The 15,021-nt window shown below is 39.9% G+C and carries 16 protein-coding genes; 11 read left to right on the forward strand and 5 right to left on the reverse strand.

Features of this window, described 5'->3' with window-relative positions:
* Window positions 1-64 precede the first annotated feature (64 nt).
* From KNQ97_RS05295 to KNQ97_RS05310, 4 genes are all read left to right on the forward strand, one after another.
* Entirely contained in the window at window positions 65-859 is a 795-nt protein-coding gene (locus tag KNQ97_RS05295; RefSeq protein WP_000055159.1) for a thioesterase family protein, read from the forward strand.
* Between the two features lie 118 nt (window positions 860-977).
* The gene (gene pgsA, locus KNQ97_RS05300; protein ID WP_000206941.1) at window positions 978-1,565 is read left to right on the forward strand and encodes a CDP-diacylglycerol--glycerol-3-phosphate 3-phosphatidyltransferase; all 588 of its coding nucleotides are present in this window, start codon (window positions 978-980) and stop codon (window positions 1,563-1,565) included.
* 122 nt (window positions 1,566-1,687) lie between these two features.
* Window positions 1,688-2,542, forward strand: coding sequence for a methylated-DNA--[protein]-cysteine S-methyltransferase (locus KNQ97_RS05305; protein ID WP_031994157.1), 855 nt, complete (start codon window positions 1,688-1,690; stop codon window positions 2,540-2,542).
* Entirely contained in the window at window positions 2,539-3,150 is a 612-nt protein-coding gene (locus tag KNQ97_RS05310) for an alpha-ketoglutarate-dependent dioxygenase AlkB (RefSeq protein ID WP_253611959.1), read from the forward strand. Before KNQ97_RS05305 ends, KNQ97_RS05310 begins: the two co-directional genes overlap by 4 nt.
* Window positions 3,151-3,344: 194 nt before the next feature.
* Here KNQ97_RS05310 and KNQ97_RS05315 read toward each other — a convergent pair whose 3' ends face one another.
* Window positions 3,345-4,118, reverse strand: coding sequence for an IclR family transcriptional regulator (locus KNQ97_RS05315; protein WP_001018361.1), 774 nt, complete (start codon window positions 4,116-4,118; stop codon window positions 3,345-3,347).
* Window positions 4,119-4,614: 496 nt separating this feature from the next.
* Between KNQ97_RS05315 and KNQ97_RS05320 the strand changes: the two genes are divergently transcribed.
* The 3 genes from KNQ97_RS05320 to KNQ97_RS05330 are packed head-to-tail and all read left to right on the forward strand — an operon-like array spanning window position 4,615 to window position 7,954.
* Window positions 4,615-6,714 carry an FUSC family protein gene (locus KNQ97_RS05320; protein ID WP_000925020.1) on the forward strand — a complete coding sequence of 700 codons (2,100 nt, stop codon included), beginning with the start codon at window positions 4,615-4,617 and terminating at the stop codon, window positions 6,712-6,714.
* Entirely contained in the window at window positions 6,707-6,913 is a 207-nt protein-coding gene (locus KNQ97_RS05325; RefSeq protein WP_000503613.1) for a DUF1656 domain-containing protein, read from the forward strand. The genes KNQ97_RS05320 and KNQ97_RS05325 overlap by 8 nt, the downstream gene beginning before the upstream one ends.
* Window positions 6,914-6,952: 39 nt before the next feature.
* Window positions 6,953-7,954: an HlyD family secretion protein gene (locus KNQ97_RS05330; protein ID WP_001072475.1), complete on the forward strand. Its 1,002-nt coding sequence runs from the start codon at window positions 6,953-6,955 to the stop codon at window positions 7,952-7,954.
* Between the two features lie 56 nt (window positions 7,955-8,010).
* On the opposite strand, the gene ruvX is transcribed toward KNQ97_RS05330, so the two are convergent.
* From ruvX to recN, 3 genes are all read right to left on the reverse strand, one after another.
* Entirely contained in the window at window positions 8,011-8,451 is a 441-nt protein-coding gene (gene ruvX / locus KNQ97_RS05335; RefSeq protein ID WP_000127528.1) for a Holliday junction resolvase RuvX, read from the reverse strand.
* On the reverse strand, window positions 8,451-9,005 hold the full coding sequence (locus KNQ97_RS05340; RefSeq protein WP_001979301.1) for a YqgE/AlgH family protein: 555 nt from the start codon (window positions 9,003-9,005) through the stop codon (window positions 8,451-8,453). The genes ruvX and KNQ97_RS05340 overlap by 1 nt, the downstream gene beginning before the upstream one ends.
* A 126-nt stretch (window positions 9,006-9,131) precedes the next feature.
* On the reverse strand, window positions 9,132-10,799 hold the full coding sequence (gene recN / locus KNQ97_RS05345) for a DNA repair protein RecN (RefSeq protein WP_000955426.1): 1,668 nt from the start codon (window positions 10,797-10,799) through the stop codon (window positions 9,132-9,134).
* 114 nt (window positions 10,800-10,913) lie between these two features.
* On the opposite strand from recN, the gene KNQ97_RS05350 reads away from it, so the two are divergent.
* The 4 genes from KNQ97_RS05350 to KNQ97_RS05365 all read left to right on the forward strand — a co-directional run bounded on the left by KNQ97_RS05350 (window position 10,914) and on the right by KNQ97_RS05365 (window position 14,428).
* Complete coding sequence (locus KNQ97_RS05350; protein WP_253611960.1) at window positions 10,914-12,224, forward strand: tetratricopeptide repeat protein; 1,311 nt, start codon at window positions 10,914-10,916, stop codon at window positions 12,222-12,224.
* Window positions 12,225-12,300: 76 nt separating this feature from the next.
* A complete protein-coding gene (locus KNQ97_RS05355) occupies window positions 12,301-12,627 on the forward strand; it encodes a pyrimidine/purine nucleoside phosphorylase (RefSeq protein ID WP_000099685.1) in 327 nt (108 codons plus the stop codon).
* 101 nt (window positions 12,628-12,728) lie between these two features.
* Window positions 12,729-13,478: a 23S rRNA (guanosine(2251)-2'-O)-methyltransferase RlmB gene (rlmB, locus tag KNQ97_RS05360; protein WP_001118149.1), complete on the forward strand. Its 750-nt coding sequence runs from the start codon at window positions 12,729-12,731 to the stop codon at window positions 13,476-13,478.
* 35 nt (window positions 13,479-13,513) lie between these two features.
* On the forward strand, window positions 13,514-14,428 hold the full coding sequence (locus tag KNQ97_RS05365) for a DMT family transporter (RefSeq protein ID WP_000075014.1): 915 nt from the start codon (window positions 13,514-13,516) through the stop codon (window positions 14,426-14,428).
* Here the strand turns inward: KNQ97_RS05365 and coaE are convergent.
* Window positions 14,425-15,021 (reverse strand): dephospho-CoA kinase, encoded by a 597-nt coding sequence (coaE, locus tag KNQ97_RS05370; RefSeq protein WP_005133287.1) that lies wholly within the window; start codon window positions 15,019-15,021, stop codon window positions 14,425-14,427. The genes KNQ97_RS05365 and coaE overlap by 4 nt on opposite strands.

The following is a 15,021-nucleotide window of genomic DNA, read 5'->3' on the forward strand; positions in this document are numbered from 1 at the left end:
ATTCACATATTGGTCAAAATGATGAAAGATATTTCTTAACCATGCGCATGATTTAGGGATATGAATGTCATTACTGCAACTATGGGAAGATGTAAAACAAAATGAATGGATTGATATACCCGCAGGATGGTTACAGGGCCGCACCGTTTTTGGTGGCCTTGTTGCTGGGTTATTAATGCAAAAAGCCTGCTCCTATATTCAAGATTCAAATAAAAGATTATTAAGTTGTAGTGTTACTTTTGTAGGCCCTGTACAACAAGGCGCTGCCCGATTGACTATTGAAGTTTTAAGAGAAGGAAAGTCAGTCACTACGCTTGAAGCGCGTTTATGGCAAGATGATGCAGTACAAACGATTTTGATTGCAAGTTTTGGGGCTTCTCGTGCATCGAGTATTGAGGTAAAGCAAGAGCCAGTCGTCCCTGCTTATGTACCACCTGAAAATTTATCTGTCATTCCTTTTGCGAAACATATGCCTGAATGCTTTCAGCATTTTGAAGTCTGTTGGGCTGAGGGGAATTATCCGGTAACGGGAAGTAAACATCCCGACTTTGGTGGCTGGTCAAGGTTCTCACCAGAGCAGCATGCGAATCGTCAAATGACATTATCTGATTTGATTGTTCTTATGGATATTTGGCCACCGGGTGTTTTGCCTATGTTTAAGCAAGTTGCACCTGCAAGTTCTTTATCATGGCATATTACTTATGTTCATCCAGTTCGGCACCAGTTGTGTGACTGGTTTAAATATAAAGTAACTACTGAATATGCAGCTGAGGGGTACTCCACAGAATATGCATATCTTTGGGATCAAAATGATCATTTAATTGCAATCTTGCGGCAAACTGTTACGGTATTTACCTAAGTAATCTACTTTCTCGATTCACATATTTCGTATAAAGTGGCTGTTACAGATAGATACAATATTGAAGTATGTGTCTTTGTCTGTTAAAAGATGCGTGAAGACTAAATTGGCGGTGTTTATGACCACAGGGCGAATCCTGAATATCCCAAATATCCTAACTTTGGCGCGTATTGCGCTTATTCCTGTATTTTTGGTGATTGCATATTGGCCGCCTGCAATAGGTATTGGTGAGCACGTAGGAAGTATGACACGTCATATTATCTTGACGGCTATTTTCGTGCTGGCTGCTGTAACCGACTGGTTTGATGGCTATTTAGCACGAACTTTAAACCAGACTTCAGCATTTGGCCGTTTCCTAGACCCGGTTGCAGATAAACTTATGGTTGCAGCTGCACTTATTGTTTTAGTGCAGTGGAAACCGACAATTGCAATGGCTTTCGCTGCAATTGTTATTATTTCACGGGAAATTACTGTGTCTGCTTTACGTGAGTGGATGGCAGAACTTGGCGCGCGGACCAGTGTAGCCGTATCAACAGTCGGTAAATATAAAACTGCATTTCAAATGATTGCGATTAGCGTGTTCCTGTTGAATTGGCAGCCTTTAGAAGTATTGGCCTATGCTTTGTTATATACCGCCGTTATTTTGACTTTATGGTCAATGTTTATTTATTTAAAAGCTGCATGGCCATACCTAAAGCAGCCATAAAATTAAAAAGATTTTTAAAAGCCTTTCCTTGCGAAAGGCTTTTTTATTGGAAAGTGCAAGAATCGGGTCGTCATGGTGTCTTGGCTACTTTAAAGTAAGATTGAGTACTAAGGAGGTGACAGATGCAAATGCTTTCTTCTCGGCAATTTGCTGCGATTGCCACAATTATTGAATATTTATATGAACATCTAGACCAGCAACCAAGCTTAGAAGATGTCGCTACATATATGAATTTAAGCCCGAGTTATATCCAGCGGCAGTTCCAAGAATGGGTAGGCATTAGCCCTAAGAAGTTTGTGCAATATATGAGCTTGCAGCAAGCAAAATATTATTTAATGCAGCAACGTAGCTTATTAGATACTGCTTTAAATACTGGACTGTCGGGTACGGGTCGTTTACATGATTTGTTTATTCAGCTTGAAGGGATGACCCCTGGTGAATACAAGCAGCAAGGTGATGGCGTTGAACTGAATTATTCAGTTGAAACGAGTCCATTTGGTGACTTATTGGTAGTAAGTAGTGATAAAGGGATTTGTTCTGTTCGCTTTGTTGATAATAGTAAGAACATACAAGAAATCGTTAAACAGTATTTTCCGAAAGCTCAGTTAAAAAATTACTCTCCGATTTGGCATCAACAGATTGCACAGTGGTTTAGACAAGACTTCTCAGAACATTTACAGCAGAAATTACCGCTTAATCTTGCAGGAACACCATTTCAGCTACAAGTATGGGAGGCACTGCTTACTATTCCCGAAGGGCAGTTACGAACCTATCAAGATATTGCTGAGCAAATTGGAAAACCTAAAGCAGTCAGAGCAGTGGCTACAGCAATTGGCCAAAATCCGATTGCGTATTTAATTCCATGTCATCGGGTCATTCGCGCAACAGGAATGGTCGGTGAGTACCATTGGCAAAAAGGGCGTAAACTGGCATTGTTAGCTTGGGAGATGGCTAAGCAGCAAGGGGAGATTGCATGACACTAGATTTATTTTCTCCGGAACCTTGTTCAAACTTATTGCCTTATGATGGTGAGGTTCAGGATTATGGATGTATTTTAACTGCGGAAGAAGCTGAACAATATTTTCATTATTTGTACCACCATTTGGCGTGGCGACATGATGAAGCGAAGCTATATGGCAAGCACTTTATAACACCTCGTAAAGTTGCTTGGTATGGAGATGAGCATTATCGATATAAATATTCTGGTGTCTTTCGTGATTCTTTACCGTGGGACAAAGGACTTGCTCAGCTAAAACAGCAAGTAGAGCAGATCCTTTCAGAAAAATTTAATTCTTGCTTGGCAAATCTTTATGAAGACGGAACTCAAGGAATGGCTTGGCATAGTGATTCGGATGTGTCTTTAGCCAGAACCACTACAATTGCTTCCTTAAGTTTTGGAGCAACGCGAAAGTTCTCTTTTAGGCATATTCAAACTAAAGAAAAAGTTGAGATGTGGTTACAACCGGGTCAACTTATTGTGATGCGTGGTGAGACTCAACAATATTGGCAACACCGTTTAAATCGTTCAACCAAGATTTTACAACCACGGGTTAATCTGACTTTTCGTCAGTTCCAATTTTCATAAGTTTTTTCTAAAAATTGGGCAAGAAAAAAGCCCATGATGGCAACATGAGCTTATTCCTCTGAGGGAGAGCCTACTATTGATGAGCTGCTGATGAAAAGAATCATCAATAGGTGCTAAAATCATAATATGAGAATATTTGGATATTTTCAATGCTTCAAAGTGTAAGAAAACTTTAAATTATCAAAAATATTATTTTAGATCTCGCCCTTTTCTGAAAGTTCCATAAAGCGCTGCTCAATCAATGCCGCGTTTTCTTGCAAAATTTCAATCAACTTTTCAATATTTAAAAAATCAAAGCGGTTCTTTGATGCGACTAACGTTAAAGCCAAAGGAACTTCTTTACTCGAAAAACGAACGGGTACAGCAAGCCCTGAAACATTGGGGTCAATCTCACCTTGCGAGAAATAGAAGCCTTGTTTTTTTATTTTACGCATACGCTGAATAAAGCTAGGTTCGTCTACAGCAAAACCTGATTCAGACAGCTCATGTTGAAAACGTTCATAGTAGTCATGCATGCGCTGTTTACTTAAATGTGAAACCATCGTTTTTGGTGAAGCCCCAACATAAATTGGGCGTGGGCAGCCTCGACCATATGAAAGTAATTCAGTATCTTTAAAAATCTCATGATGAATATCAATGCAGTAGTCATCATTTAAATAGGTGAGTAAACAGCAAAGTTCAGTACGCTCTACAATATTTCGCATAAATGGCGTGCTGATTTGGACCAATGGATCGGTTGTTCTAGATACATAGTCAAGAACTGCTATTTTTGAGCCTAAAGTGTAATCGCCAGAAGTACCATTAATACGTTTTAATAAGTCGGCTGATACGAGTTCTTTCAGATAACGGTAACTGGTCGGTTTAGACAAGCCAAGTTCTTCGCAAATAATATCGACATTAATCACTGGTCGTGAAACGGAAAATAAATCCAGTACGGTTAAAATTTTGCCAAAACTTGAAATTGCCATGATGTCTTATTCGTATCCTTAATAAACGGGTCACACTTGAGTTCTTATAACAGAAAAATTGAAGCTTTGTCTCAATTCCAAGATAACTACCTGATTTAAATATTTTACGCTCAGAATCAGAAAAGTTCTCTTGATTCACACATCATATATGATTAACTAAAAACATATCAAATTATCAAATAAAGATATTTTAGTTGACTAAATCACTTTAATTTGAAAAAATTGTGCAACAAAATATCTAATCGAGAAATTGGTTTATTCTACCGGCTTTCTCGATGTCTCTTCTTTCCTAAGCTTGGTCGTATAAATAGCGGTCAAACTGAAATCATCTCGGTACATCATGCAGAGATGTAGGAAAAATCATTGTATTGAAGGATGCTCTCATTAACTCATTTGTCTTATAGGCAAATGACAAAGTCGTATTGTCTTTTTTTTAAAAGCAAATGGACACTGATGAGCATGCTCATCAGTTCAAATCTATATTTGAGATGAGTTCATGTTATTAAAGCAAATACTGGCTTTCCGCCCGAGTAAGCTTGATCTAATTTTTGCAATAAAGACATTTATTGCCGGTATGTTGGCATTATTTGTTTCGTTCGAATTAGACCTGATTAATCCAATGTGGTCGATCGGTACCGTCCTGATTATCGCCAATCCTTATTCGGGTATGGTGTCGTCTAAGTGTGTTTATCGTTTATTGGGAACGGTAGGCGGGGCCATTATTGCCTTAACCATTACTCCGCATCTGATTAATACGCCGTGGATCTTTACGGTTGTGTTATCACTATGGGTGGGCTTTGCGCTTTATGTGTCTTTATTAGACCGTACTCCTCGCAGTTATGCATTTATGTTGGCAGGTTATTCAACCGCAATGATTGTGTATAACGCGATTACTTATATTGATCAGTACAATATTTTTGATATTGCTTTGGCTCGTGTACTTGAGATTTCAATTGGTGTGATTTCGAGTGCGGTTGTGTCTGCGACTATTTTGCCCATGCATATTGGTTCGGCAATCAAACAGCGCGTAACGAAAACTCTCAAAGATACAGAAAACCTGTTTGCTAATTTGTTAAATGCAGATCAACAGCAAAACAATACACAGCTTTTAGCTGCTATTACTCGTGATACGACCGATATTCATGCTCTGGCAGTTCATTTGAGCTATGAAAAAGGTGAGTTGCATGGGATGACCAAACCTTTGCAAGAAATGCTCCATCAAATGTCGATGGTGGTTGCGAACTTGGTTGCTTTATCTGAACGAATTAAACAACTGCAAGAACTCAATTTTATTGAAAGTCATTCAGATAAATTAAAGCAGCTTTCAGGGCATGTGATTCATTTTCTGGAACAAAAAGATCAGATGACTGATGAAAATATTCTGCAGTTACCTGACGAGTTTGAAAATGATTTCTTGAACTTAAATGATTCGGCTTCTGAACATCAGCAAGTGTTATTGGCTGCCATGAAAATGGATGTGCGTCATTTCATTAGTAATGTTTTAGCTGTAAAAGTTTTATGGCAACGCATCAAGCAAGGTAATAAAGAGATTCCAGATAACATTACCCCAATGACTACGACCTATCCAAGTTTACACCGAGATCATGGTGTGGCAGTCAGAGGTGGTATTAGTGCGGTACTCATTACATTTATTGTGACTGGTGTGTGGATTCTTTCTGGCTGGAAAGCTGGGTTCATGATGGCACAGATCGGTGCAGTCACTGCCTGTATCTTAACAGCCCTAGATAACCCTGTTCCTGTCTTACGTATTTTTATATGGGGCAGTGTGGCTTCGGCGGTTTTAGTTTTTATTTACGCGTTTGGTATTTTCCCTCATGTCACAACATTTTGGGAACTTGGACTCGTTTTATTACCAATGTTCTTATTTGCGGTTTCCATGATGGCGAATCAGGCACTCATGCCAGTCGGGATGGTGTTAGGTATTAATACCATGATGGGGCTGAACTTGCACAATGCTTACAGCATGGACGCAGTGTCTTATTTAGATAGCTCATTTGGTATGGTTATGGGCGTATTGGTGTCATTGGTCGTTATTGATGTTGTGCGTGCCATGTCACCCGATACCAGTGCAAACCGTATTTTGGCTTTACATTACCGTGCGATGCGCCAAGCCATATACATTCCTTATGGTATTGAATTTAAAGTTCACTTACGGGGGATGTTAGACCGTGTTGGTGTCTTAAATACTAAAATGGTTCAGTCAGAAGAGATTAAAAAATCTATTCAACAGGCTTTGGTTGAATCAAGTGCGATCATTGATTTAAGCCGACTACAAGAGCTAGCAAATCAAGTTCCGATATCTTCGGAATTAGCCCATCACATTGGCCGTTTGCAACAAGATTTAGATGAGCTATTTAGAGCTAAAGAAAATGAAAAAGGTGAAAGTGATGTATTGGTACAGCACATTCACCAAACCTTATTTGAACTTAAACAACTTGCTTCAAATATTGAAGATATGACTCTGCGTCAAAGATTATTTATTTCACTAAATAATATTGCTTATAGCATGTGTCATGTTTCATCAAATCAAATGAATGCAGATCGTACGCTTACAGGAGCCACAGCGCATGGGTGAGTTTAATGTCTACGGTATTTACGTGCCTGCTTTGCTCGTCCAAGCCATTTTTGCATATATATGTTTTCGCTGGTTAAGTCCCTTAACCAACAAATGGATTGCACAAGGCTGGATTGCATTACCCAGTATTTTCAATTTGTGTTTTTACCTTTTACTACTTTTGGTGATACACCAAATTTTTGTTGGGTTAGGTGCTTAAAGATGATTGCCAGATTAAAGATTGAGTTAGGTGAGTAAAATGAATCAATTGGAGTTGAAAAAAGTCATCCGTCCAGTGATTTTGATTGTCGCATTAATGATTGCTGTCTATACCATTGTGCATTTATGGAACTACTATAATGCAGCGCCGTGGACACGTGATGGTCGAGTTCGTGGTGACGTTATTCAGGTCTCTTCAGATGTAGCAGGACTTGTAACGGAAGTATTGGTTCAAGATAACCAGACTGTAAAAAAAGGTCAGGTGCTTTTTAAAATTGATGTCTCTCGCCGAGCTTTAGATGTAGAGCAAGCAAAATCTGATTTGGCAAAAGCAAAAGCGGCCTATGCTCAAGCACAAGCAGGTCTGGCCCAAGCCAAAGCAAACTTGATTAAGTCGAGTACTAACATTAAGTTAGCCGAGAAAAACGCAAACCGTTATTCAAACTTAATGGATGGTGCGATTTCTAAGCAGGAACAAGATCAGGTCTTTGCAACTCGTGATCAATCACACGCGGAACATGAGCAACTCCAAGCTGCTATTCAACAAGCTGAAGCGACTATTAAACAGCAACAGGCACTGGTTGAAGCAGCAACAAGTAATTTACATTTAGCAGAACTCAATATGCACCGTGCGGCTGTTGTGGCGCCAGCAGATGGAACATTATCTAACTTTGATTTGCGTCCGGGTAATTATGTTCAAGTTGGACAAGCGGTTGCAGCATTGCTAGATCGTAAGCAGCTTTATGTTGTGGGATATTTTGAAGAAACAAAATTAGACCGTATTCATATTGGTGATGAAGCAACTGTGCAATTAATGGGTGATAGACAGAAAATTAAAGGCCATGTGCAGGGTATTGCATCGGGTATTGAAGACCGTGAGCGTTCAAGTAGTTCGAAACTGCTTGCAAATGTAAACCCGACATTTAGCTGGGTTCGTTTAGCGCAGCGTGTACCTGTAAAAATTGTGTTAGACGAAGCACCAAAAAATGAGTTGGCTTTTGTGTCTGGCCGTACTGCTACAGTACATATTATTGAAAAATAAAAAGCTTAAGTTTTTAAACTCAATAAAAAAGCATGTTTGAAACATGCTTTTTTATTTTATGGCGTTAAACCAACAGGATTGCGATACCAGCTCTGAATTAGCAAAGCCGCGGCAAAACTATCGGCTGACAACTTCTTGGCACGGCCTTGTTCTTGATAAAAACCAAGTTCTTCTCTTGCCTCACGAGTGGTGAGCCGTTCATCGACCATCCACGTTTCAATATTGGTTTGATGGCGTAAGCGACGTGCAAACTTACGTGCCCGTGTTGAAAGTTCTGACTCGCTATCATCCATATTCAATGGAAGACCAACAATAAACAAATCAGGCTGCCACTCTTTCACAATTTTTAAAAGTTGGTCCCAGTTGGGAATACCATCTTTCATCACAAAAAGTGGTAATGGGTTAGCACTTTCAATTGCAGACTGACCAATCGCCATTCCCATCTTTTGAGTGCCAAAGTCAAAAGCCATAATTGATTTTGATTGCGTTGCGGTCATTAGGCGTGCCCGATTTCAGAAGCCAGCCATGTACGATCTACACCAATTTTTTTATAGGCTGCATCCCAACGATCATCGTACGGCAAGTTAAAAATCAGATCCATGTCGGCATCACAGATAAGCCAGTCACCGCGAGCGATTTCATCTTCTAGCTGGTTTTTACCCCAACTCGCATAACCAAGGGCGATTTGGTAGCGGCCAACACCTTCGTTATGCGCAATCGCATCGAGAATATCTTTACTGGTGGTAATACAGACATTCTCACCCACAGCAATAGAAGAGTGCCATGTTGGTTGGCCTGTATGAAGAACAAAGCCCGCCTCAGGGCGTAAAGGACCACCTTGTAAAACCTCATGCGGATTTACATTGTCTGCATCAATGTCTAAATCATTGAGTAACTCTTTAATTTGGATACCGGCAGGGCGATTGATAATAATACCTTGGGCACCTTCTTCGTCATGACGGGCAAGATAAATTACTGTATTTGCAAAAAAGTCATCTGCCATTTCTGGCGGGGCAATCAGACAACGGTGAGTCATATATTGTTTGGTCACCTAAGCGGTTCTCCCTCAAAAAATGTCGCTATAGGGTCTCTCGACCCTTTTTATCTATATAGGTTCTTTTTATCAACATACAAGAGTTAATCGGATTTCGCCAATCTTTTTCTCTCATTTTCTTTATTAAGTTGAAGAAGCCTGAAATTTAAGTTGACGTAATTGTTTAGCATGCTGCAAGGTTGTTTCATTAATTTCAACACCTCCTGACATGCGCGCTAACTCGGAAATAATTTGATTTTCATCAAGTTGTACAATAGTACTACTTGCCGGATCAGTTTGTTGTTTTTTGACTAACAAATGTTGATCGGATTGTGCAGCCACCTGTGCTTGGTGGGTAATACATAGAAGTTGGACATGCTGAGCCAAGTCGGCCAATAAACGACCAACCACTTCAGCTGTACCACCACTAATTCCGACATCAATCTCGTCAAATACCAAAACTTCTGCTTCGGTCTTTTCAGCATTCATGACTTGCATAACGAGTGCAATACGAGAAAGCTCACCACCAGATGCTACACGTGCCAATGGTTGAGGAGGTATGCCTTTATTGGCAGTAAATAAAAGTTGAATAAAACTTAATCCTTCTGCATTTGGTTGTTCTAATGGTTCAAACTTAAACTCAAAATGTGCCTCAGGCAGCGCTAAAGGTTTAACCTGTTCAGTTAATTGTTTTGCAAGTGGAGCAGCAGCTTCACGACGAATATTATCCAAATGCTGGGCTTTTTCTAAAAATTCTTGATGTGACTTTTCTACTTGTTCAGCCAGAGTTTCAGGGTCTTCTAACTGATGTAATTGTTCAAGCTCACTTTGCCAAGTTTCGTACTCTTCTTTCAGCGTCTCTGGCTGAGTACGGTATTTACGAGCAAGTCGATGGAAAACCTCTAGCTTGGAGTTCAGCTCTTCCATCCGTTCAGGATCGAAACTCTGACGGTCAATAAATTGACGTAAATTTGATGTGGCATCATCAATTTCACTTTGCGCATTTAATAACGAATTATAAATTTCGGAAAGCTGCTCACTACGCCCCGCATGAGACTCTAGGCGGCGAATGATCGACGACATTTCTTGAGTAATGTTTTGTTCAGCTTCATCAAGCGCATTTAAACTATAGCTACAGTCTTGCATGATATGTTCATGATGACTGAGCCGGTCAAATTCTTGCTCGATTTCTTTGTAATCGGTTTGAATGATTTCCTCAAGCTCTTCAATTTGTAGCTCTAAGGTCGCAATACGTTGTAGACGGGTCGCTTGAGCATCGAGCGCAGCCTGATGCTGGCGGATATTACGCTGCCATGTACTATATGCTTCACGAACATCATTTGCTTCGGCGTAAAAATTACTATAACGGTCTAGCCAATGCTTTGGATAAGGTGGTTCAAGTAGCTGTTGTTGGCTGTGCTGGCTATACAACTGAACCAATAAGCGGCCTAATTCTTTAAGCTCAGAGAGACTACTTGGACGGCCATTTACCCATGCTTTGCTACGGCCAGTTGCAAAAATAACCCGACGTAAATGAATTTCCCCTGAATCATCATCTAGTTCATGTTCTTTTAACCATTTTGCTTCAGGGCTATTGTCCTGATAAGTAAAAACTGCGGTTACATCCGCTTTGTCCGAACCATAGCGGACATAATTTGTATCTGTACGTTCCCCTAAGCAGGCAGATAGTGCATCCAGTAATAATGATTTTCCTGCACCTGTCTCACCTGTTAGAACATTAAATCCTTGTTCTATATCAATAGCTAAATGATCAGCTAATGCAAAATTAATTAAAGTTAAATGTGTGAGCATAAACGCATCCAACGCGCCAAATTATGGGTTAAAGATAGAGAAGTTTTGAATTTGCTACAAGTGATCTATTATTCTAACTGAAATTATAGAACAGCAAGATTGCGGATCTTTACAATGAAAAAAACATTAAGCTTACCGAAAGCACCAATAGGGATGATCAACCGCCATAAAAAAACTAATCCTGCTGAAATGAATAAAATTTTAAATCAGCATTTTAATGCATTTAAACAGGCTGCTGCACAAGGTGATTATGTCAAAGCATATCAACATGTAAAAAAAGCAGTAAGTCTGGTTCCCGGACATCCCGGAGCATTGTCTGATTTAGCTTATACCGAGCTACGGTTACGCCGTTATGACGATGCATATCAACATTATATGCAAGCCATTAAAGCAAGTGGTTCTAACGTTAATACAAATCTATACGATGGATTGACCGAAGTTTGTCATCATTTAAATAAAAAAGAAGAGAAGATTAAATTTGGGCGTTTAGCCATTTCAACCAAAAAAGAACTCACAAAGAATGAGCCTGCTTTAAATATACCCACTCATAAACCCGTGCCATTTAGCTCAAATCCACAAGAAAATATCATTGCTTTTTCTTTATTTGGAGCAAATCCGCGGTATTGTGAAACTTCCATTTTAAATACTAAGTTAGCTCAAGAAATCTATCCTGAATGGACGTGTCGATTCTATGTGGATGAGAGCGTTCCCGAACTTGTACAACAACAGTTACAAGCAAATGGCGCACAAGTTGTACATGTTAGTCCCACTCAAAAACAGTTATCAGGTTTATTTTGGCGCTTTTTAGTTATGGATGATCCGATAGTTAAACGGTTTTTAGTACGTGATGCCGACTCTATCGTGTCTTATCGTGAAAAAGCCGCTGTTGATGCTTGGCTTAAAAGTGATCAATGGTTCCATTTAATGAGAGATAGCTATTCTCATACTGAATTAATTTTGGCGGGTATGTGGGGCGGTTGCACAGGTATTTTTCATAATATTGAAGCACATATCAGGGATTATGTTGCCACTGGAAGGTATCCGGACAATCGAGTCATAGATCAACATTACCTGCGTTATTGTATTTGGCCGACTTTAAAACAAAGTGTGCTTGTACATGATAGCCAGCAATTTGATGAAAATAGTGCCGATTTTCCGGCTTATGATCTAACTTCAATGCAAAATGACCAAGACAATTTTCATGTAGGGATGGATAATGGTTCACCAGTCGTTACAACTGCGGTTAATCATCCAACGGCAGAAAAAGTTTACTGGATTTTATTCGATGAAAATCACGATGAAGTTTGCAGATATGATGCAATTGTGTCGAAGAGTCGAAATATTGAAGTGAATTTACCCCACGCTTTTGCTAAAAAAATTCAGTTACAGCAGTGGAAATTACAAGTCTATCCGTATGAAAACTGATTGATTAGTTATTTAGGCACAATTAAACTACATTCATCATAATTTATATAAATGCGGCATTATCTGGAGAGTGTGCATGAGTTCAACCCAATTTGATCATGTAACGGTCATCAAAAAATCAAATGTTTATTTTGGTGGAGCATGTATCAGCCATACCGTGCAATTTGAAGATGGAACGAAAAAAACATTAGGTGTTATTTTGCCGACTGAACAGCCTTTAACATTTGAAACCCATGTTCCTGAGCGTATGGAAATTATTTCAGGTGAATGTCGCGTTAAAATTGCAGACAGCAATGAAAGTGAATTGTTCCGCGCTGGTCAATCTTTTTATGTACCAGGCAATAGCGTTTTCAAAATCGAGACTGATGAAGTGCTTGATTATGTTTGCCACTTAGAAGGCTAAGAAATTACTGTTTAAATCGGGTACACTATGCCCAAAGAAATCCTGTGAAGTTGGCTTTACAGGATTTTTATTTTTTGCTCAAACGTTGTTAGAGGTCATGCATGGCAAAACCGGAATATTATTATGGCGTTCACTCAGTGGAGTCATTGTTAGAACTTGAGCCGGAGCGCGTGCTGACCCTGTTTACATTGAAAGGGCGCGACGATCAGCGTTTGCAGAAAATTCTGCAATTGGCCGAGCCTTTTGGAATTAGTGTACAAAAAGCAAGCCGTGATAGCCTCGAGAAGCTTGCGGGTTTGCCATTTCACCAAGGCGTAGTTGCAGCAGTACGTCCGCACCCGACTTTAAATGAAAAAGATCTAGACCAGCTCTTGGCTGAAACTCCAGATGCCTTATTGCTGGCATTAGATCAGGTGACAGATCCACATAACTTAGGGGCATGTATCCGTACTGCCGCTGCAATGGGTGTTCAGGCAGTGATTGTGCCTCGCGATCGCTCAGCAAGCTTAACTCCAACTGCTCGTAAAGTCGCAGCGGGTGGGGCCGAAAAAGTTAAATTTATTCAAGTGACTAATTTAGCTCGTACTTTAGCGCATCTTAAAGAGACAACTCACGTACGTGTGATTGGTACAATGCTTGATGAAAATGCATTACCTATTCAGAAGTGTGATTTCTCGGGTGCTGTTGTGATTGTAATGGGTGCAGAAGACACAGGTTTACGTCCAATTACTCAAGCACAGTGTGACCAAAAAGCCTATATTCCAATGTCAGGTAACTTACAAAGTTTAAATGTAAGTGTGGCAACGGGTATGGCACTTTATGAAGCTTGTCGTCAGCGTTCTGAGGTATAATTTAGCTGCCTTCCTAGTTTTTATGCAGTCTTGATATGTCTCCCCGTACGCAAGGTTATTTTTTTGTATTGGTGACCATGTGTATTTGGGGCGGGTTTACGCTTTTTGCCCGCTTAAATGCACAATGGCACATCAGTGCTTGGGATATTGCCGCACTACGCTTTGCTATAGCCTTCCTAATTTTGATGCCTATCTTAATTTATAAAAAAGATCTCGCTTTTTTATGGAGTAAGCATGCGGTTATTTTGGCATTGATTGGTGGAGTCATTTACTGCCTTACGGTTTATACAGCTTTTCTTTATGCACCAGCTGCACATGCTGCAATATTTTTAAATGGCTGTATTCCTATCTGTACTGCTATAGCTGCTTATATTTTATTTAGACAGCCATTTGATAAACATACATGGGTGAGTCTAGCAATTATGATTACTGCCTTGGCCCTCATGAGCGCATTGATGTTACAAAGTAGTACCTCTGCTTTTGGAATTGGAGATTTACTTCTGTTTATCAGTGCGATTTGGTGGGGGATTTTTACTGTACTACTTAAACAGTGGAAGCTCTCTGCTTGGCATTCTATGGCAAGCGTCGCAATCTGGTCCGCAATTATTTATTTGCCGATTTATTTGTTGTTCTTACCTAAGCACTTTATGGATGTAGATCCTTTGCACTTAGCTGTACAAAGTATTTTCCATGGCGTGTTTGTCGTTATTATTGCGACATTAACCTATGTTGCTGCTATTCAGCGTCTTGGCGCATTTAAAACGGGAAGTATTGTAACTTTGGCACCGTTTATTGCTGCTATTTTAGCTGTACCTTTACTTGGTGAATCATTAAGCCCATCAATTGTAGTGGGCTTAGTAGGTATGGGAATAGGCGCTTTACAGCCTTGGCGCTGGTTTAGACAAGATAGCCTGACACAAAAGATTAAGCAGCAAAATACACAAAATTAGTTTGTACGCTTCAAATAGCTTTGATGTAAAGGCTCTAATTGCTGATATAAATGTTCGAGTAATCCGTCATTAAACACGATATCATTTGCAAGCTCACGTTTTCGTTCGCGTGGCATTTGTGCATCAATAATTTTCTGGATTTGTTCTTGGTTTTGTCCATCGCGCTGGCTTGCACGCTGAATTTGAGTTTGTTCACTCGCATCAATTAATAGCGTGTGATTGACCAGTTCATGTTGATTTGTTTCAAACAATAATGGCGAAACTAAAATCACATATGGACTTTTAGGATTTTGTAGCTGTTGAATAATAGATTGACGGATTGCGGGATGGGTAATTTGCTCGAGTGTATGACGCGCTTGCGGATTTTGAAAAATATATTCACGTAAGGCACGGCGGTCCAAACTGCCATCGGGTTGAAGCACCCAATCTCCAAAGGTCTGTTGAATTTTTTGAAGGGCAGGTTGCCCTTTTTCAACCACTTCGCGAGCAACAATATCGGCATCGACGACTTGGATTCCTTGGGATTCAAACCATTGTGTTGCAGCTGATTTACCACTGCCTATACCACCTGTGATTCCCAGAATAAAAGCCAT

Origin of the sequence: Acinetobacter sp. UC24323, assembly GCF_024151445.1 — a bacterium.
Classification (GTDB): Bacteria; Pseudomonadota; Gammaproteobacteria; order Pseudomonadales; family Moraxellaceae; genus Acinetobacter; species Acinetobacter baumannii.

Excerpts from the sequence above, each read along its gene's own strand:
- rlmB (WP_001118149.1), top strand. The coding sequence starts at position 12,729 with ATGGCAAAACCGGAATATTATTATGGCGTTCACTCAGTGGAGTCATTG.
- KNQ97_RS05350 (WP_253611960.1), top strand. The coding sequence starts at position 10,914 with ATGAAAAAAACATTAAGCTTACCGAAAGCACCAATAGGGATGATCAAC.
- pgsA (WP_000206941.1), top strand. The coding sequence starts at position 978 with ATGACCACAGGGCGAATCCTGAATATCCCAAATATCCTAACTTTGGCG.
- KNQ97_RS05305 (WP_031994157.1), top strand. The coding sequence starts at position 1,688 with ATGCAAATGCTTTCTTCTCGGCAATTTGCTGCGATTGCCACAATTATT.
- KNQ97_RS05325 (WP_000503613.1), top strand. The coding sequence starts at position 6,707 with ATGGGTGAGTTTAATGTCTACGGTATTTACGTGCCTGCTTTGCTCGTC.
- recN (WP_000955426.1), bottom strand. The coding sequence starts at position 10,799 with ATGCTCACACATTTAACTTTAATTAATTTTGCATTAGCTGATCATTTA.
- KNQ97_RS05320 (WP_000925020.1), top strand. The coding sequence starts at position 4,615 with ATGTTATTAAAGCAAATACTGGCTTTCCGCCCGAGTAAGCTTGATCTA.
- KNQ97_RS05310 (WP_253611959.1), top strand. The coding sequence starts at position 2,539 with ATGACACTAGATTTATTTTCTCCGGAACCTTGTTCAAACTTATTGCCT.
- KNQ97_RS05315 (WP_001018361.1), bottom strand. The coding sequence starts at position 4,118 with ATGGCAATTTCAAGTTTTGGCAAAATTTTAACCGTACTGGATTTATTT.
- coaE (WP_005133287.1), bottom strand. The coding sequence starts at position 15,021 with ATGGCTTTTATTCTGGGAATCACAGGTGGTATAGGCAGTGGTAAATCA.
- KNQ97_RS05295 (WP_000055159.1), top strand. The coding sequence starts at position 65 with ATGTCATTACTGCAACTATGGGAAGATGTAAAACAAAATGAATGGATT.
- ruvX (WP_000127528.1), bottom strand. The coding sequence starts at position 8,451 with ATGACCGCAACGCAATCAAAATCAATTATGGCTTTTGACTTTGGCACT.
- KNQ97_RS05365 (WP_000075014.1), top strand. The coding sequence starts at position 13,514 with ATGTCTCCCCGTACGCAAGGTTATTTTTTTGTATTGGTGACCATGTGT.
- KNQ97_RS05355 (WP_000099685.1), top strand. The coding sequence starts at position 12,301 with ATGAGTTCAACCCAATTTGATCATGTAACGGTCATCAAAAAATCAAAT.
- KNQ97_RS05330 (WP_001072475.1), top strand. The coding sequence starts at position 6,953 with ATGAATCAATTGGAGTTGAAAAAAGTCATCCGTCCAGTGATTTTGATT.